17 protein-coding genes, 1 tRNA gene and 1 pseudogene are annotated in these 18,119 nt (G+C 67.9%); 8 read left to right on the forward strand and 11 right to left on the reverse strand.

What is annotated here, in order from left to right:
• Positions 1–109 precede the first annotated feature (109 nt).
• Positions 110–1,459: an anthranilate synthase component I family protein gene (locus PTQ19_RS08915; protein ID WP_274367070.1), complete on the reverse strand. Its 1,350-nt coding sequence runs from the start codon at positions 1,457–1,459 to the stop codon at positions 110–112.
• Between the two features lie 42 nt (positions 1,460–1,501).
• Between PTQ19_RS08915 and PTQ19_RS08920 the strand changes: the two genes are divergently transcribed.
• The 3 genes from PTQ19_RS08920 to PTQ19_RS08930 are packed head-to-tail and all read left to right on the forward strand — an operon-like array spanning position 1,502 to position 4,107.
• Positions 1,502–2,185, forward strand: coding sequence for a DedA family protein (locus PTQ19_RS08920; RefSeq protein ID WP_274367071.1), 684 nt, complete (start codon positions 1,502–1,504; stop codon positions 2,183–2,185).
• Between the two features lie 13 nt (positions 2,186–2,198).
• Entirely contained in the window at positions 2,199–3,230 is a 1,032-nt protein-coding gene (locus PTQ19_RS08925) for an App1 family protein (protein WP_222446912.1), read from the forward strand.
• 7 nt (positions 3,231–3,237) lie between these two features.
• On the forward strand, positions 3,238–4,107 hold the full coding sequence (locus PTQ19_RS08930; RefSeq protein ID WP_274367072.1) for a 3-methyladenine DNA glycosylase: 870 nt from the start codon (positions 3,238–3,240) through the stop codon (positions 4,105–4,107).
• A gap of 13 nt (positions 4,108–4,120) precedes the next feature.
• On the opposite strand, the gene PTQ19_RS08935 is transcribed toward PTQ19_RS08930, so the two are convergent.
• The gene (locus tag PTQ19_RS08935; RefSeq protein WP_274367073.1) at positions 4,121–5,251 is read right to left on the reverse strand and encodes a glycoside hydrolase family 3 N-terminal domain-containing protein; all 1,131 of its coding nucleotides are present in this window, start codon (positions 5,249–5,251) and stop codon (positions 4,121–4,123) included.
• 138 nt (positions 5,252–5,389) lie between these two features.
• On the opposite strand from PTQ19_RS08935, the gene PTQ19_RS08940 reads away from it, so the two are divergent.
• Complete coding sequence (locus tag PTQ19_RS08940; protein ID WP_274367074.1) at positions 5,390–6,520, forward strand: calcium:proton antiporter; 1,131 nt, start codon at positions 5,390–5,392, stop codon at positions 6,518–6,520.
• 68 nt (positions 6,521–6,588) lie between these two features.
• The gene (locus PTQ19_RS08945) at positions 6,589–6,966 is read left to right on the forward strand and encodes an HNH endonuclease (protein WP_179410609.1); all 378 of its coding nucleotides are present in this window, start codon (positions 6,589–6,591) and stop codon (positions 6,964–6,966) included.
• Positions 6,967–6,979: 13 nt separating this feature from the next.
• On the opposite strand, the gene PTQ19_RS08950 is transcribed toward PTQ19_RS08945, so the two are convergent.
• Positions 6,980–7,651 carry a TetR/AcrR family transcriptional regulator gene (locus PTQ19_RS08950; RefSeq protein WP_274367075.1) on the reverse strand — a complete coding sequence of 224 codons (672 nt, stop codon included), beginning with the start codon at positions 7,649–7,651 and terminating at the stop codon, positions 6,980–6,982.
• Positions 7,652–7,784: 133 nt separating this feature from the next.
• On the opposite strand from PTQ19_RS08950, the gene PTQ19_RS08955 reads away from it, so the two are divergent.
• The 3 genes and pseudogenes from PTQ19_RS08955 (at position 7,785) to PTQ19_RS08960 (ending at position 11,806) form a co-directional block, all read left to right on the forward strand.
• A complete protein-coding gene (locus tag PTQ19_RS08955; RefSeq protein WP_274367076.1) occupies positions 7,785–10,508 on the forward strand; it encodes an Ig domain-containing protein in 2,724 nt (907 codons plus the stop codon).
• Positions 10,509–10,707: 199 nt separating this feature from the next.
• Positions 10,708–10,782 (forward strand): annotated as a pseudogene (locus tag PTQ19_RS15380) (IS1/IS1595 family N-terminal zinc-binding domain-containing protein); the annotation flags it as partial.
• A 379-nt stretch (positions 10,783–11,161) separates the two neighbouring features.
• Positions 11,162–11,806: a transposase gene (locus PTQ19_RS08960; RefSeq protein WP_274367077.1), complete on the forward strand. Its 645-nt coding sequence runs from the start codon at positions 11,162–11,164 to the stop codon at positions 11,804–11,806.
• A gap of 107 nt (positions 11,807–11,913) precedes the next feature.
• On the opposite strand, the gene PTQ19_RS08965 is transcribed toward PTQ19_RS08960, so the two are convergent.
• The 8 genes from PTQ19_RS08965 to obgE form a co-directional block, all read right to left on the reverse strand.
• A tRNA-Ala gene (locus PTQ19_RS08965) sits at positions 11,914–11,989 on the reverse strand.
• Positions 11,990–12,102: 113 nt separating this feature from the next.
• Positions 12,103–12,492, reverse strand: coding sequence for a ribosome silencing factor (gene rsfS / locus PTQ19_RS08970; protein WP_179411824.1), 390 nt, complete (start codon positions 12,490–12,492; stop codon positions 12,103–12,105).
• The gene (locus PTQ19_RS08975) at positions 12,492–13,538 is read right to left on the reverse strand and encodes a hypothetical protein (protein WP_274367078.1); all 1,047 of its coding nucleotides are present in this window, start codon (positions 13,536–13,538) and stop codon (positions 12,492–12,494) included. The genes rsfS and PTQ19_RS08975 overlap by 1 nt, the downstream gene beginning before the upstream one ends.
• Positions 13,535–14,137, reverse strand: coding sequence for a nicotinate-nucleotide adenylyltransferase (nadD, locus tag PTQ19_RS08980; RefSeq protein WP_274367079.1), 603 nt, complete (start codon positions 14,135–14,137; stop codon positions 13,535–13,537). Before nadD ends, PTQ19_RS08975 begins: the two co-directional genes overlap by 4 nt.
• Positions 14,138–14,143: 6 nt before the next feature.
• Positions 14,144–14,353 carry a hypothetical protein gene (locus PTQ19_RS08985; RefSeq protein WP_179410604.1) on the reverse strand — a complete coding sequence of 70 codons (210 nt, stop codon included), beginning with the start codon at positions 14,351–14,353 and terminating at the stop codon, positions 14,144–14,146.
• Positions 14,354–14,402: 49 nt separating this feature from the next.
• Entirely contained in the window at positions 14,403–15,680 is a 1,278-nt protein-coding gene (locus PTQ19_RS08990) for a glutamate-5-semialdehyde dehydrogenase (RefSeq protein ID WP_274367080.1), read from the reverse strand.
• A gap of 66 nt (positions 15,681–15,746) precedes the next feature.
• Positions 15,747–16,535 (reverse strand): glutamate 5-kinase, encoded by a 789-nt coding sequence (proB, locus tag PTQ19_RS08995; protein WP_179410602.1) that lies wholly within the window; start codon positions 16,533–16,535, stop codon positions 15,747–15,749.
• Positions 16,532–18,031, reverse strand: coding sequence for a GTPase ObgE (gene obgE / locus PTQ19_RS09000; RefSeq protein WP_274367081.1), 1,500 nt, complete (start codon positions 18,029–18,031; stop codon positions 16,532–16,534). The genes proB and obgE overlap by 4 nt, the downstream gene beginning before the upstream one ends.
• Positions 18,032–18,119 lie beyond the last annotated feature (88 nt).

Consider the following 18,119-nt stretch of genomic DNA (forward strand, 5'->3'; position numbering starts at 1 on the left):
GATTCGGACGAGTGCTCGGACAAGGAACGACCAATCTGACGATGCGGAACGACCCGGAAATCGGGCGCTTCCAGGGTATCGCGAGTTGCCGTCCCGCCGAGACCGGCGGTCAGGGCAGCAGGCTCGCCCACTCGTCCGGAAGCCGCACCCCCAGCGCCGCCAGCGGGGCGCGCGCCTTGGTCGCCACCTCGGCCGTCTCGGCGTCGGGCCGGGAGAGCCAGGTGATGCCGCCGCCGGCCCCGACCACGGCGCCGTCGGGGCCGATCACGATCGAGCGGATCACCATCGCCAGATCCACCCTCCCGTCCAGACCGACGTGTCCGAAGCACCCGGCGTACACGCCACGGGGTCCCTGTTCGAGCTCGTGCAGGATCGTCATCGCCGACAGCTTGGGGGCGCCGGTCATGCTGCCGGCGGGATACGCCGCCCCGCACAGCTCGCCGAAGGTCACCCCGGCGCGTAGCCGAGCACTGACGGTGCTGACCAGCTGGTGCACGGCCGGATAGCTCTCCACCTGCCACAGCCGGTCCACGCGCACACTGCCGGGATCCCCCACATGCGAGAGGTCATTGCGCATGAGGTCGACGATCATCACGTTCTCGGCACGTTCCTTGACGTCGGTGCGCAGCTCTTCGGCGAGCTGAGCGTCAAGTTGGAGCGTCGCACCGCGAGGCCGGGTGCCCTTGATCGGACTCGTGGAGATCTCGCCGCGCTCGACCGCGAGGAACTGCTCGGGGCTGGCGCTGAGCAGGTAGCGCTCCCCCACCCGCAGGTACCCGCCGTGGTGCGCCGGAGTGGCCGTGCGCAGGCGGCGGTACACCGTGAACGGGTCATCGGGCCGCGGCGAGGTGAACCGCGTGGTCAGGCAGAGCTGATAGGCGTCGCCGCGCTCGATCGCCGCCCGGCACCGCTCGATCGCGGCGGCATAGTCGGCGACGTGGTGGCGCGCATGGGCGGTGATGCCTGCCGCAGCGGGCAGGTCGGGCAACGGAGGTGCCGTCTCGAGCGCGTCAGCCACGGTGCTGCGCCACGCGCCGACAGCATCCGCCGCGGCGAGCGCGAAGATCCCACCCGTCGCGTGGTCGACGGCGACGGCGTGCGTCACAGCGATCCATGCGGGGGCATCGTCGGATGCTGCCGTTGGCGCCCCGCAGGCGGCGGCGCCCGTCTCATAGGGAAGCCACCCCACCCATCCGCCATGGAACGGAACCACCGGCTCACGAATGTCCGCGTCGCTGTTCTGTCCGCCGAGCGGCACAGCATTCACGACGTCGGGGTCGTCCTCGATCACGCCGGCGCCCAGAATGCTCCACCCGTCGCCTGCGTCGGCCCCGGCGTCCAGCCAGAACGCCGCCCGTTCGGTGCCGAACAGCCCGTGGAACAGCGCTTCGACGTCAAGGGGTGAGGTCTGCGGCTCATCGGCGAGCGGCAGGACGGTCAGCGGGGTGGGTACAGGCACGTTCACAGCGTAGAGCCCGGGTGCACGTTCTACGCTCGTGGTGTGGACGACTTCGTGCAATGGGCCATCGAGATGGTGCAGTCGGTGGATCCGGTGCTGCGCACGGTGCTGGCCGGGATCGCGGTCATGCTCGAGACGAGCGTGCTGATCGGGCTGATCGTTCCCGGCGACACGGTCGTGCTGGTGGCGTCGATTGGCGTCGCCTCGTGGACCGAGGGCATCATCCTAGGGATCACGGTGATCGTCGGCGCGCTCATCGGGGAGTCGATCGGGTTCTGGCTGGGCCACTGGGTGGGTCCGCACATCCGCACATCCTGGTTGGGGCGACGCATCGGCGAGGACCACTGGATGCGGGCGGAGCGCTACGTGCTGCGCCGTGGCGGCGTGGCCATCTTCCTCTCCCGGTTCTTGCCAGTACTGCACTCGCTCGTGCCCCTCACGGTGGGCATGAGCGACTACGCGTACCGGCGCTTCATCGCGTGGACTCTTCCCGCGTGCGTGCTGTGGACCGCAATCTACGTCGGTGTCGCCGCGACGGCCGCAGGCAACTACGACGAGCTGTCCGCGCGCGTGCACAACGCCGGCTATATCTTCGTCGCGATCATCGTGGCCCTTCTGCTGGCCGTCGTGATCGGCAAGAAAGTGCTGCACCGCATCGAGGCACGGCACATGGCACACGACGCCGACGCCGAGTCCGCCGAGGAGCGACCGCACACCGAACCATGAAAGACTGGACCTGATGTCTCCCGCTGCCGCGGCCAAAATCCACTGGTTCGCACGCCTCGAACACCGATTCCACGTCTGGCGCGAACGCCGTGCCCGCAGGCGGGGGCGTTCGGTGACCGTCGTACCTTTCCCCGGCTACGGCGGATCGGGCTGGGTGCGCGTGGTCGGCCGCGTGCTGATCGTGCCGCCATCGCCGGCCAGCCGGCGCCCGGAGCGCGTCGGGGTACGCGGCTGGCGTTCCTTCGCCAGCATCCCGATCAGCTTTGCGTCGGTGCGCGTGCAGATCGGCGGACGCAGCCATGACGTCGTCGCCGATCGCGGCGGAGTGATCGACACGGTGCTCGAAGCCGACCTCGAGCCCGGATGGCAGACGTTCACCATCTCGGTCGAGGGACAGCAGCCGATCGAGGCGACGGCGTACATCGTCGCCGACGACACCCGTTTCGGCGTCGTGTGCGATGTGGACGACACGGTGATGGTCACCGCCCTGCCGCGGCCGTTCATCGCCGCCTGGAACTCGTTCGTCGTCAACGAGCATGCACGCACACCCGTTCCCGGCATGGCCGTTCTGCTCGATCAGCTGCGCCGCGACCACCCGGGTGCGCCGGTGATCTACCTCTCGACGGGCGCCTGGAACGTCGCTCCGACGCTGCGGCGATTCCTGAGCCGCCATCTGTTCCCGGCGGGGGCGATGCTGCTCACCGACTGGGGCCCCACCCACGACCGCTGGTTCCGCAGCGGTCGCGAGCACAAGACCACCAACCTGCGACGCCTCGCCGAGCAGTTCCCGGACATGCAGTGGCTGCTGATCGGCGATGACGGTCAGCACGACGAGAGCATCTACGCGCAGTTCCAGCAGGAGCATCCGTCGTCGGTCGCCGGCGTCGCGATCCGCCGGCTCCTGCCCGCCGAGGCCGTCCTCGCGGGCGGCCGCACCCCCGGAGTGCCCCACCAACCCGGCCAGACGCCGTGGGTGAGCGCCCAGGACGGCGCCGGACTGCGCAAGAAGCTCAGCGAGGTCGGCATCATCGACTCCCCGAGCTGAGTCGGCCATGCGCACGACCGTCACCAGACTGACGCGCGACGAGTGGACCGCGCGCGCAGCGGCCCATGCCGAACGTGCCGACGCTCTCACCGCGGCGCACCGCGAGCGCGCGCAGCGACGCGAGAAGCACCCGGTGCACGACTTCTTGTTCACGTACTACGCGTACAAGCCGTCGCAGTTGCGCCGGTGGCATCCGGGCGCCGGGGTCACACTCGCCGAGGCGACCGAACGCGCGGAGTGGCGCTGGTACCGCGCCGGCGACGCGCCGGGCGACGTCGTCCCCGACGACACTGCCTTCCGCGCCGAGAAGCCGCAGCTCGCGGATCTGATCGAGCGGATGCTGCGACGCACGGCCGCACGTCCCGCGCAGTTCGGGTGCTTCGGCCTGCACGAGTGGGCGATGGTGTACCGCACCGCCGAGCACCGGCATCCGATCCCCCTGCGCCTGGGTGCGGAGGGAACGGATGCCGTCGTCGAGGCGAACGACCTGCGGTGCACGCACTTCGACGCGTTCCGGTTCTTCACGGACGATGCCGTCCCCCGCAACCGGCTGGCGCTGACCCGAGAATCGCAGCCCGACCTGGAGCAGCCCGGGTGCCTGCACGCCGGGATGGACTTGTACAAGTGGGCGGTCAAGCTCGGTCCGCTCGTGCCGGGGGAACTGCTGCTGGATGCCTTCGAGCTGGCCCGCGACATCCGCATGCTCGATATGCAGGCAGCTCCCTACGATCTGTCGGCCTGGGACGTACAGCCGGTGCCGATCGAGACGGCAGCGGGCAAAGCCGAGTACGTGCGCCAGCAGCGCGTCTTCGCCGAACGCGGCGCCGCGCTGCGGGCCGACCTTCTGACGGCCTGGCTGGGCGAGGCTACCGACTGACGCGTGACCGTCCTCACTCGGTGGCGTCAGCGTGCTGCATCCGCAGAGCCATCACACGTTCCGCCGCATCCTGCAGGCGCGCGGAGGGCAACCGCCCCTCTTCGACCGCCGCGATGATGCCCGACACCATCTCCGACGCCGTCTGGGGCGTCGAGCCCGCCACCATCAGCACCATGTCGTTGCCGGCGGCGAGCGCGGCGACGGCGTTGCCGACCGGGTCGGCGTATGCTGCGACACCAGACGAGAGCAGCATGCCGAGGTCGTCGGTGATCATGACCCCCTCGAACCCGAGTTCATCTCGAGCGATGTCGTGCCAGCGCGCCGACATCGAGGCCGGTGCGGCATCGATGGCGGTGAAGGCGAGGTGCCCGAACATGAGCAGCTCTGCGCCCGCCTCGATTCCGGCGGCGAAGGGCTTGGCATCGGCGTCGCGCCACTGAGCGAGGGCGAGCGCGGTGGTCGGGATGCTGTGATGCGAGTCGCCCGGTGCTGCGCCGTGCCCGGGAAAGTGCTTGAGCGTCGAGTACACGAGCCCTTGTTCGCCTGCGACGGCCGCCGCCGTCCGTTCGGCCGCACCGTCGGCATCCGCGCCGAGGGCACGTGAGGCGATGAACGACCCGGCGTCGGCGGGCACGTCGGCGACGATCCCGAAGTTCACGTTCGCGCCCGCCGCGGCGACCAGCGCGGCCCGTTCGGCGAAGACGCGGCGGGTCTCGTCGGGAGCGGCGTGCTGCAGCGCCCGACCGGCGGGCAGGTCATCCCAGGGCAGCCGCGAGACGACGCCGCCCTCCTGGTCGATCGCGATCAGCGGAGGCAGCGCGGGGTCCATCGTCAGCGCGGCGCTGAACGTCTGCACCTGCTCGGGGCCGGCGGTGGTGTTCGCCCCCATCAGCAGGAAGCCACCGAGACCGGACTGCATGTAGGCACGAGCGGCGTCCGGATCATCGGTCGGGATGTGCCCCATCACGACGCTGGCCGCACGCTCGGCGATGCTCATCCCTCGTACGGCTTCTTCGACCGGATCCAGCGTCGGCGTCGGGGTCGGCGTCGCCGTGGGCGTGGTGCTCGGCGACGCGGATGCCCGAGGCGGGACGGTCGATGCGCAGGAGACGGTCAGCACACCCGCGATCAGAGTGACCGCCATGGCTCGGAGAAATCGGCGGCCCATACCTCGAGGGTAGCGGTGAGGGTGCGTTGCTACAATCGCGGGGTAGACGACCCGCGGGACGACCCGAGGGCGATGATCAGAGCTGGGACGACCCCGCAGATTCGGCTTCTCCCGATGTTCGCATCCACTCTCGTCCGTACCGTCCTGACACCGGTCGTGCTCCTGCGTCTCGGGCTGGGTTGGGGACTCTTCGGCACGCTACTGGTGCTCTCTCCCCTGCTCACCGGCCCTCTGCCGGCGTTCGTGCTCTGGTCCGTGCTGCTGCTCATCATCACGGTGATCACCGTGAGCGCGTTCGGCGTCGTCACCGAGGCCGAACACCTCGCCCGGCGACTCGGCGACCCGTACGGCACGCTCGTACTCACGCTGTCGATCGTCCTGATCGAGGTGATCCTCATCTCGGCGGTGCTGCTGGGGCCCGGTGAGCACCCCACGATCGCCCGCGACTCGGTGATGGCCGTGTCGATGATCATCCTCAACCTCGTCGCGGGCACCGCTCTGATGGTCGGCGGGCTGCGGCACGGGGCGCTTCGCGCGAACGGAGCCGGGGTCTCGGCGTACGTGGCGATGCTGGTCGTCCTGTTGGCGACGGCGTTCGCCTTCCCCGCCCTGATCGGCTCCGGCGGCACCTACACGCCGGCGCAGGCCATCCCCGTGATCGTACTGACTCTGGGGCTCTACGTGTTCTTCCTCGTGCGACAGATGGGCGCGCAACGCGGTGATTTCCAAGAGGTCGGCGCGTCCGCGGCATCCGAGACGCATGCCGGCATCCGCGAGGTGATCCGCCGCCATCGGGGCGAACTCATCGCCCGCACCCTGCTGCTGATCGCCACGGTGACACCGATCGTGCTGCTGTCGCACGACATGGCGACGCTGCTCGATGACGGGCTCGAACGCCTCGGTGCGCCTGTCGCGCTCTCCGGCATCCTGATCGCGATGATCGTGTTCCTGCCCGAGACGATCACCGCGATCCGCGCCGCTCATGCGGGCGAGCTGCAGCGCGTGAGCAATCTCTGCCACGGCGCGCTCGTCTCGACGGTCGGGCTGACGATCCCGGTCGTGCTGGCGATCGGCATGCTGACCGGGCGACCGATCATCCTCGCCGAGAGCCCCGCCGCCCTGGTGCTGCTGGGGGTGTCGATGCTGCTGACCATCGCGACGTTCCTGGGCCGCCGGACCGGCGCCCTGCACGGGGCCGCCCATCTGATGCTGTTCGTGATGTACGCGCTGACCGTGTTCGCCTGATCGGAACAGTGAGCGGCGCACCGTCCCGGTAGCCATCCGGCCCGCCGCACCCGCGGTACGGTGACCACATGCGTCGTCGCCGTACCGTTCCCGCAGCCGCCACGTCGACGGCCGCGCGCGCCCGGTACGCGAAGCGCCGCCAGCGCCGCGTGGCGCGTGCCGACAACGACCTCACCGCTGAGCAATGGGAGACGCTGCGGGACGCATGGGGCGGGTGCGCCTACTGCTCAGCATCCGACGTCGCCGTGCAGCGCGACTGCATCCAGCCGATCTCGCGCGGCGGCCGCTACACCTTCACCAACGTGGTGCCTGCGTGCGCGTCGTGCAATGCCAGCAAGAGCAATGACGAGGTCACGGCTTGGCTGCGCCGCAAGAAGCTCGACGAACGGATGTTCCTGCTGCGTCACGCCGAGATCCTCGGTGCGGCTCGCGCTGCGGACCAGTGACGACTGCGCCGTCCTACGACGGGCCGGTGTCAGCGCGACCGGCGAACGACTCCTGAACCGCGAGCTGCTGTAGGCGTTCCAGCGTTGTGGGAATGGGGTCCGCTGGCCCTCCGAGCATCTGTGTGTGCACGCGCAGGCCCGGCAGCAGGAAGCTCAATTGACGCGCACTCATCATCGTGCGGGCGGGCTCCGGGAACACCGACAGCACGCCCAGTTGCGCGACCATCGTCACGAGGTCAACCGCCATCACGTCCGCTCGCAGATCGCCCTGTTCCTTCGCCCGCTCGACGTGCACGTTCAAGCGCTGCTCGAGATCGTGGCCGAGCGTCGAGGCGGGATCGATGCGCGCCATACGGCGCGCGGCCGCGGCGAACGCCGGGTGCGCGTTCATCATCGCCACCGAGCGCTCGAGATAGCCGACAACTCCCGCCCAGCCATCGGGTGCGTCCTCGAGCGCATCGAACACGGCCACGAACGCGTCGTATGTGCGCTCGTACAGAGCACGAACAACGTCATCGTGCGTCGGAAACCGCCGGTACACGGTAGCCACTCCCACACCGGCCTCATGGGCGAGGTCATTCAGTGAGAACTCGAGCCCGACATCGGCGAACAGTCGTTCGGCCGCATCGAGGATCAGTCGCCGACTGCGGGAAACCTCAGGGCGCGGACGTTGCGGAACGCTCATGCGATCTGACGATAGCAACAACCGGGAGACCCCTGAGGACGGAGCTGGTCGTTGACGCACCTCAGGCTAAGTGATAAAAATTATCCACATAGCATCAGGCGTGATCACACACAGACAGCGAAGAGGTGGATCGATGACACAGCGACATGTACAGGGGCAACGGCTTCTGCCCCCGCCGATACGGCTAGCGCTCGCACTGTGTGTGGCCGTTGCCGTCGTGGCGGGGGCGCTGACGACCCCGAAAGCGGCGTGGTCCGACACCACGGCGGCCAACATCGTCCCGGGCCAAGGTATGGAAGTCCTTTCGCACTTCAGCACCGATGACCCCACTCAGCGTGACTGGAATCCGACCGTGTCGATGCGCGTAGGCGCAGAGGACCTCGCCTCGCAGTACGTGCGCATCGTGCTGGAGAACGGCCAGTGCTTGACCGACCAGTGGACCTACAGCAACGCCAACTACTTCGGCGACCGCGTCTGGGATCACATCGGACAGACGTGTTCATCCGTCAACACCAAACAACAGTTCATGATCATTCCCCTGGCGCAATCGCCTGCGGGCGACAGCACCCCCTCCGAGCACCAGTTCCGCATCGTGAGCGTGGCGAGTGGCAAGTGCTTCTTCAGCCGCTATGACGGACTGAACGGCTACGGCAACACCCTGCCGTCAGACCCGCGCGCCGCCCAGACGCCGATGCGCGGGTTCATCGAGTGCGGCGCCGACCACTACCTGAAGCCGAACGCATTCGACACGCCGGATGCCATCCGCGTCAATGTCGATCCCAAGGCACAGTCCTTCGGCATCTACAACGATGCCCAGGACTCGGCAGGACTCTGGGTGCACTGGTCCTGGTTGCTGAAGCGAGCGATGGCGCAGGGTGCGTTCGATTGCGTCGCCAGCGGAGGGGCGACGTGCCAGGTACGACTGCCAGGGTCGACCGCATGGTTGACTCCCAGCGACTCCGCGATCGCTGCTAGCGGCGTGCAGACAGAACGGCTGCTCGGGTGCGGCGCACCGAACGGCCACGGTCCGGCGTTCTTCCAGAACAACGGCCCGAACGGGCAGGACCACGCGGTCAGCACCACTATGACGAGCAGCCACTCGAGCACGACGAGCGATACGCATAGCGGCTCGATCAGCATCGGCGTGAGCGGCGGGGTGAAGGATGTGTGGGAGGCGAGCACCGAGGTCTCATACACGTACGAGCACGAGACAGCGACAACCGAGAGCGATTCGGTCTCTCGGACAGTGGAGGACACCGTCAGCATCCCACACGGCTACTACTTCATGTACTCGTGGAGCGGCACCGTGTACACGCTCGAGGGCGACTGGAAGTACAGCCTGCGTGGCAACGACACCGGATTCATTTCACATGTCAGCTCGTCCTACCCCGCAAGCGTCGGCGGAGCCGACATGCAGACGGTTACCGCGAATGTGACTCAGACCAAGAAGAACTGCTACGCCGGACCGAAGGCGGTCAACGACGCACTCCCCGTGCTCGCCGGGACGTCGGGCGATTGCGCGTCTGATACTCCGGCCAGACCCACCGCGGCGGTCGGCGTCCTCGTCTATGCATGCCCTGGCACGTGGGACGTTCCGCCGCCCACAGCGCCCGAGGGTTCGAGCGATCCGGTCTGGGGCTACCAGTGGTACTACGTGAACGAAGAGGGAGCCCATACCGACATTCCCGGGGCAACGCGGGCTTCGTACGTCTTGCAGGAGGAGTCGCTCCTTGCCGCGCACCGCTTTCTCGGCGTGCGCGTAACCGAACTCGGTGACGCATATCGGATGGAGTCTGAGCCGGCGACCGTTGCCGCGAGCCTTGATCTGCACCCAGAGTCCGCGTCCACCAGCGCTGCTCCCGCTCAGCCGACCGCCGCGTCATTCTCTCGCGCACTGATGAGCGCCGAGCAGGACGCTTCCGTGGACCGGATGCTGGTGGCTGATGCTGATCTCGCGGGCACGCCCGCCGACGGTAGCGGTGTGGATCTGAGCGTGACCGCGGGAACGCTGCCCCCGGGGCTCACGTTGGCTCCCGATGGACATCTCACGGGTGTGCCGGCGGTCGCAGGTGAGTTCGCGTTCACAGTGGGCAACGCCGCAGGCGTGGGCGAGGAGGCCGACTTCACGTTCGTCGTCCACCGCACCACCGCGACCTTTGCCGACGAGTCAGTGATCGCCGCGACCCTCGGGAGCATGCTCACTGCCGACCTGATCACCACGCCCACGCCAACGCTCGATCTCGTGATCATCGACGGCGCACTGCCCGACGGCATCTCGCTGGACTCGTCCACGGGAAGGCTCGAGGGGACACCGCAGCACGCCGGCACCAGCCGGTTCGTCATCGCCGACCAGGCTGATCCCTTCGCCACGCCACGTGAGTTCACGATCGAGGCGGAGTCGGCGCCGTCCGCACTCCACACGCGACCGCTCATCGAGCTTGTCATCGGCGAACCGCATCGTTCACCGCTGGTCGACTCGCCGGGGCACGGCGCGCTGTTCGGGACGACGGCTGAGACCGCCGACCTCGGGGGCCTCTGGATCGACGCGAGCACGGGTGAGCTCGTGGGCACGCCGTCGCGAGTGGGTGAGTACGCGGTAGCGCTGACCGACATCACCCGTCACGACGCAGCCACCGAGACGTATGCTGTTCGCGTCGTCGCCGCCACGGACCCTGACGACGGCGGTTCGAGCGGAGACGAGCCGAGCACCCCGGAGCCCGCAACCGACTCGGACCAGGAGCTGGCTGCGACGGGCACCAGCATGGCGGGCGCCACCCTTGCCACGGCACTGGCGCTCATCTTGTTCGTGGCCGGAGCCGCCAGCATCCTCATCGCGCGACGGCGTCACAGAGCCTGACCGCGCCCCGCACGCCGGAACACGGCGCGGGCCTGATTCGACGCATCCGCCGGATCAGGCCCGCGTTCGGCATCCGTGGGCTATAGGCCAAAAGGAGTGGATGGGTTCTTGATCTAGGCGCGTGTTTCCGGGGTGATTCGGGGATCATCATGGTCGGCGACGCTTAGTCGTGACCCTTCCCTCGAATTCGACGACGTGCGTGCTATGCGGTTCACAGCTGGTGAAGAACGGCCGCCACCGCTCGGGAACGCAACGCTGGCGGTGCAAGAGCTGCGGGGCATCTGCAGTACGCCGGCGCCCGGATGTGACCCGTCGTGAGCAGCTGCGTCGGTTCGTGGTCTGGCTGACGGGCAAGCAGACCCAGGCCGAGATCGACGGCACCCGCACCGGACGCTCGTTTCGTCGAGACACCGCCTGGTGCTGGGACATCCAGCCGTACCGCGAACCGACTGAGACCATCCACCATGCGGTGCTCGTCGATGGAGTCTGGATCGGGTCCTGGTGCCTGCTGATCGCGATCAGCGACAAGGGCGACCTGCTGGCCTGGCAATGGTGCGGCCGCGAGACCACCGCCGCCTGGACCGCACTGCTGGAGCAGGTCCCCGCGCCCGGGGTGATCGTCTCCGACGGCGGCTCCGGGCTTCCCTCGGCACTTGCGGGCGTGCTGGCCGGAGACGAAGCATCAGCGGTGCATCTTCCACCTGCAGATGAACACCACCCGGCACCTGACCCGCAACCCCCGCACCGCCGCAGGCAAAGCGTTGCGCGAACTCGTGATGAACCTCAGCAACATCGACGACGAAGACGCCGCGATCGCCTGGCAGCTGCAGCTTGAGCAGTGGTGGCAGACGTTCGGACACCTCACCCGCGAGCGGACCATGTTCCGCAACGGCCAGTGGGGCTTCACCCACGACCGACTCCGCAAAGCCTGGCTCCTGATCCGAAAAGTCACCCGAGACGGGGTCTTGTTCACCTGGATCACCTACGGCAACCCCCGCACCACCAGCCCACTGGAAGGCGGATACAACAGCCCCATCCGCGAGCTCCTGCGCCGCCACCGCGGAATGAGCGAGGTCCACCGCCGCCGCGCCATCGAATGGCTCCTCACCCTGCGGCAGATACCGCTCGAGCAAGCACTCACCCTCACCCTCACCCTCACACCAGCACCAGCCCCTGAGCCCAACCAGCACGACCAGGAAGACCAAGCCGAAGACATCGGCGGCCCATCCCTCTACGACACCGGCCTAGACGCCACCGAAGGCCTCTGGGCACGAACCGGATGGGCAGGACGCGGATGACACACCCGACGCCATCCACTCCTTTTGGCCTATAACCCGCATCCGTCGCGACCGCCAACCCGGAAACATAGAAGAGCCCGACCTGTTGGTCGGGCTCTTCTTGTATGTGGTGGACCTGAGGGGACTCGAACCCCTGACCCCCTGCATGCCATGCAGGTGCGCTACCAGCTGCGCCACAGGCCCATTCTGTTTTCGGAGCGTTTCCGCCCCGGCAACTAGATCAGCATACTACGGAGCGCTCATCGGTTGCGAATCGCCCCGCCCGGCCGGGTGTGTCGCCGGCCGGACGGCACGCGTCACATCCCGTTGTTCGCTTCGGGAACGGGGTTGCTGAGCTCGATCGGCACCAGCGGGCAGTCCTTCCACAGGCGCTCCAGCCCGTAGTAGACGCGCTCCTCCGCGTGGAACACGTGCACGATCAGATCACCGAAGTCCAGCAGCACCCAGCGCGCCTCAGCACGCCCCTCCCGGCGCACGCGCTTGTGGCCCGACTCGATGAGCTTGTCTTCGATTTCGTCGGCGATCGCGGCGACATTGCGCTCGCTGTTTCCCGTGACGAGCAGGAAGATGTCGACCAGCGGAAGCGGGCCGGACACGTCGAGCGCGACGAGGTCCTCACCGCCCTTGTCGCTCGCCGCGTCTGCGGCGATCTGAAGCATTTCGACTGCGGACTGTGGTGCTTGCATCAACCGAGAACTCTCGTGGTGAAGGCGATGATCAGAGCAGCGGCCAGCGCGAGCGCGAGTCCACCGGCGATGATCGCCAGGGTGAGCATGAGTTTGTTGCCCTTGTCGGGCGCCGGGGGGCGAATGACCTCGCCGGCCGGCTTCGAGGTCGCAACCGCTGATGCGGCGGCGATCGGGGTGGGCGAGGAAGCCGGTGCGAGCTCACCATCGATGAGCACGGCGTCGGCTTCCTTCCCATCAGTCGTACCGACGGCGTGGCCCTGGGACCCGAGACCGTCGGGCAGCGCGTAGGTGCCGGTGATCAGCAGCTCACCCGTGGAGGCGACCGGCCCTGAAAGCGAGCCGACGCCGGGAGACGGCGTGAAGATCAGCGCCGTCGATGCGCTGTGCGATCCTGAGGATCCCCCGCCGAGCAGATCGTCGAACGCCGTCGGATGCTGCGGATGCTCGTCATGGCGAACACCGATGCCGAACGCCGCACCCACCTTCGGGCGTTCCGCAGCCTCGTGTTCGTGCGTGTCCGGCACGGCGAGTCCGGCCTCGGCCGCACGAGCGGCGAACAGTTCCTTCAGCGACGAATGCCCCTGTTCGGCAGGCGCCGACACCGCGGCATCCGTCACCGGGGCTGCCGGCTTTGCGGCCTCTTCGGCCGGAGCGAACCCGGGAACCGCCGAGACGACGTTCTCGCGCTCGACAGGCCGCGGCTGCGCCGGCTCTGCGTCGGTGGCCGGTGCGACAGCATCCGCCTGCTCGGGCAACGGAACCGAACCGGTACGGATGCGCTCCTGAGCGCGCGCCGCGCGGCGCGTGAGCGGAACGTGCGGTTCTGCCGACGGCTGCTCCGGAGTCGATTCCGTCGCATCCGACGTCACCGGTGCGGCAGCGGGCGACGCGACCTCGGCCGGCGCCGTCTGCGCCGGCTCCTCGGGCGTCGCGTCGGCGGATGCCTCTTCGTCGGTGATGACCGGCGTCGAACCGGTCAGACGGATCTCACGCAGCTGTTTGCGCGTGAGACGTGCCTGACCGTCCTGGTTCGATGTGCTCATGTCCTACTCCGATACAGATGATGCTTCGCGATGTACTGAACCACTCCGTCGGGCACGAGGTACCAGACGGGCTGTCCCTCGGCCACTCGCTCACGGCACGCCGTCGACGAGATCGACAGCGCCGGCACCTCCAGCTGACTGACGTTATCGGTCGGCAGGCCGTCGGTGCTCAGTACGTGTCCGGGTCGGGAGACCGCGACGAAGTGGGCGAGATCCCACAGTTCATCATGGTCCCTCCAACTGAGAATCTGCGCTACGGCATCCGCTCCGGTGATGAAGAACAGCTCAGCATTGGGACGCTCGCGCTTCAGATCACGGAGCGTGTCGATCGTGTACGTAGGACCGGCACGGTCCACATCCACACGGCTCACCGTGAAATGCGGATTGGATGCCGTCGCGATCACCGTCATCAGATACCGGTGTTCGCTCGGCGTCACATCGTGCTTCTGCCACGGCTGCCCGGTGGGCACGAACACGACCTCATCGAGGTCGAACGAGTGCGCGACTTCACTGGCCGCGACCAGGTGCCCGTGGTGGATGGGGTCGAAGGTGCCGCCCATCACGCCAATGCGCGGTGCCCGGGCCGTGGAGTCGTGCATGTAGTCCTAGTGGCCGTGGCCGTCCTTGCCGTGACGCTCTGCGTACGCCTCGGCCTTTGCCGAGTGACGGTTGGCGACGTGACGGTACGACAGTGCCACGACCGCCATCCCCGCGAACACGATCGCCGCGATCACACCGAAGATGAAGGTTTCGGCAGCGACGTTTCCGTGCTCCGACTCGGCTGCGGCCATCGCGATCTGTGCGACGAGGTTCATCCTGACTCCGTTTCTGACCTGACAGGGGAAAGCCTGTCCAGTCTAGTCCTCACCCGCGGGTCTGGCCGGATCCGCGCGCCAACCACTTCGTGCTGGTCAGCTCCGACAGGCCCATCGGGCCGCGTGCGTGCAGCTTCTGGGTCGAGATGCCAACTTCGGCGCCGAAGCCGAACTCGGCACCGTCGGTGAAACGCGTCGAGGCGTTGACCATCACCACCGCGGAATCCACCTCGGCGAGGAACCTCTCGGCATTGCGTGAGTCGGTCGTCACGATCGCCTCGGTGTGGCCCGTGCTGTAGCGGCGGATGTGGTCGAGTGCCTCATCGAGATCCTCGACGACCTTGATCGCCACGTCCAGGCTCAAGTACTCGGCCTGCCAGTCGTCCTCGGTCGCCGGAATGACGTTCGACACGAGCCCGGCGACCATATCGTCGCCGTGAATCGCCACGCCCTCGCTCTGCAGCGCACTGGCGACGACCGGAATCAACTGCGGAGCCGCCTGCCGCAGCACCAGCACCGTCTCGACGGCGTTGCACACGCTGGGGCGCTGCACCTTGGCGTTGACGACGATGTCGCGCGCCCAGTCCATCGGTGCCGACTCGTCGAGAACGATGTGGACCACACCCGAGCCGGTCTCGATCACCGGAACGGTCGACTCCGTGACCACTGTCTCGATCAGCGCGGCACTTCCGCGCGGGACCAGCACGTCCACAAGGCCGCGCCCGTGCATCAGCGCCTTCGCGCCGTCACGACCGAAGTCATCCACCGTCTGGATCGCTTCCGCCTCCACCCCGATGTCCGCCAACGCAGAGCGCATGATCTGCACGAGCACCGTGTTCGACTCTCGTGCGGCGCTGCCACCGCGCAGCACCACCGCGTTGCCGGCGCGCAGCGCGAGCGCGGCGATGTCGACGGTGACGTTGGGCCGCGCCTCATAGATCGCACCGACAACACCGAACGGCACGCGCACCTGTTCCAGGGCGACGCCGTTGGGCATCCGATGCCCGCCGAGAACCTGACCGATCGGGTCGGGAAGTGCCGCGACGTCGCGCACCGCGGCGGCCAGCGCCGCGACGCGTCCGGCGTCGAGACGCAGACGGTCGATCAACGCATCGCCGATGCCGTTCTCGCGCCCCCGTGCGATATCGACGGCGTTCGCCTCGAGTATGCGGTCGACACCCGCCTCGATCGCCCCGGCGATCGCCGAGAGGGCACGGTGCTTGTCGTCGCTGGTCAGTCGGGCGATCGATCGCGAGGCGTCCTTCGCTCGCGCCAGACGATCCTGGGCGGTGTCGGTGGACGCGTCCGATGCGATCGTGGTGCTCATCCGGTCAGTGTAGCGACGCGTCAGCGCGCCGCGGGCCGTGTGACCGCGGATGCCGCGGAACAGGCGTCAGGCCGACAGGATCGGCTCGAACCACGTGCCGATCGGGGCACCTTCGAGGGCCTTGCCGACGAGGTCGGCGCTCGTGACGAGCACACCGATACCCGACGAAGCCGCCATCCGGGCAGCGGACACCTTGGTCGCCGCTCCCCCGGTGCCGACGCTGTTGACGACCGACGCGCCGAACTCCAGACCCGCCAGGTCGGAATCCGCGGCGATGACGTCAATGGGCTGCGCCTGGGGGTCGGTGGGCGGCTTGGTGTACAGCGACTCGACGTCGCTGAGCAGCACCAGGGCATCGGCGCTCACCAGCTGGGCGACCAACGCGGCCAATCGATCGTTGTCGCCGAAGCGGATCTCCTGCGTGGCGACCGTGTCGTTCTCGTTGACGATCGGCATGATGCGCAGCGAAAGCAGCCGATCCATGGCGCGCTGGGCATTGCTACGCGAGGTGCGGTTCTCGAGATCACCCGTGGTGAGCAGCACCTGCCCGGCGACAATCCCGAACGGGCGCAGCGCCTCCTGGTACCGGAAGACCAGCACGTTCTGCCCGACGGCGGCAGCGGCCTGCTGGGTGGCGAGGTCGGTGGGGCGCGCGTCGAGCGAGAGGAAGGGAATGCCCGTGGCGATCGCCCCGGAGGACACCAGGATCACCTCGGTGCCGCGACGATGCGCGGATGACAGCGCCTGCACGATCATCGGGATACGCCACGAGGCTTCGCCACTGATCGATGAGGAGCCGACCTTGACGACGATCCGCGATGCCGAGGCGAGATCCGCACGCGAGAGCGCGGTCATTCCTCGCCCTCGCGGGATGCGCGGCGCTGCTCCTCGAGTTCCTCTCGTGCAGCGGCCTTGGCGTCCATGCGTTCGTAGTACTGCTCACGACGCTCCTGCGTCGTGCGACGACTGCTGCCACCGATACGGATGTCGGTTCCTCGCGGAGAGGTCGCCAGCTCGGCGGTCGACTGGATAGAGGGCTCCCAGTCGAAGACGACACTGTTGTCGCCGGTGCCGATGACGACTGTCGAACCCGGCGTCGCGCCCGCCTTGAAGAGGGCATCCTCGACGCCAAGTCGTTCGAGTCGGTCACCGAGGTAGCCGACGGCCTCTTCATTCTGGAAGTCCGTCTGCTGCACCCAGCGCACCGGCTTCTCGCCGAGCACGCGGTACAGGTTGCCGTACGTGCCGCCCTCGACCTTGATCTCGAACTGAGCGGTGGCACCCCGGGGGCGGATGACGACACGTTCGGCGGGCACCTCGACTGCCTGCTCGACGCGATGTGCATCGACCAGCTCGCCCAGGGCAAAACTCAGCGGGCGAAGACCCTCATGCGACACCGTCGAGATCTCGAACACGCGGAACCCGCGCGCTTCGAGGTCTGGGCGCACCATCTCGGCGAGGTCGCGCGCCTCTGGCACGTCGATCTTGTTCAGCGCGACCAGTTGCGGACGCTCCAGCAGAGGCGTCTGCCCCTCGGGAACGTGGTAGGCACCGAGTTCAGCGAGGATCACATCAAGGTCGGAGAGCGGGTCGCGGCCCGGCTCCAGCGTCGCGCAATCGAGCACATGCAGCAACGCCGAGCAGCGCTCGACGTGGCGCAGGAACTCCAGGCCGAGGCCTTTGCCCTCACTGGCACCTTCGATGAGACCCGGCACATCGGCGACCGTGTACCGGCTGTCACCGGCCTGCACAACACCCAGGTTGGGGTGCAGGGTGGTGAACGGGTAATCGGCGATCTTCGGACGCGCCGCCGACATCGCGGCGATCAGACTCGACTTGCCCGCTGAGGGGTAGCCCACGAGAGCCACGTCGGCCACCGTCTTGAGCTCGAGAACGACCGAGCTCTCATCACCGGGGGTGCCCAGCAGAGCGAAGCCGGGCGCCTTGCGTTTGGGTGATGACAGCGCGGCATTACCCAGCCCACCGCGGCCACCGGCCGCCACGACGAAGCGCTCCCCCGGCGTGAGCATGTCGTGCAGCACGTCGCCGTCGAGCGTCTTCACGACCGTGCCCAACGGAACGGGCAACTCGACGGTCTCGCCGGCGGCCCCGGAGCGCAGGTCCCCCATGCCGAACCCGCCGTTGCCGGCGTTGCGGTGCGGCGAGTGGTGGTACGACAGCAGTGTGGTCACCTGCGGGTCGCCGACGAGAACGATGTCGCCACCGTCACCGCCGTTGCCACCGTCCGGGCCTCCCAACGGCTTGAACTTCTCGCGCCGTACCGAGACGCAGCCGTTGCCGCCCTTGCCTGCACGCAGATGCAGGGTGACGGTGTCGACGAAACTGACCATGTGGCTGCTCCTCCTGTGGGAGTCCCCGCGACGCGAGGGCGAAAAACGCAGACGGGGCGAGCCGAAGCCCGCCCCGTCTGTGAGAGTC

The organism is Microbacterium esteraromaticum (assembly GCF_028747645.1).
Classification (GTDB): domain Bacteria; phylum Actinomycetota; class Actinomycetes; order Actinomycetales; family Microbacteriaceae; genus Microbacterium; species Microbacterium esteraromaticum_C.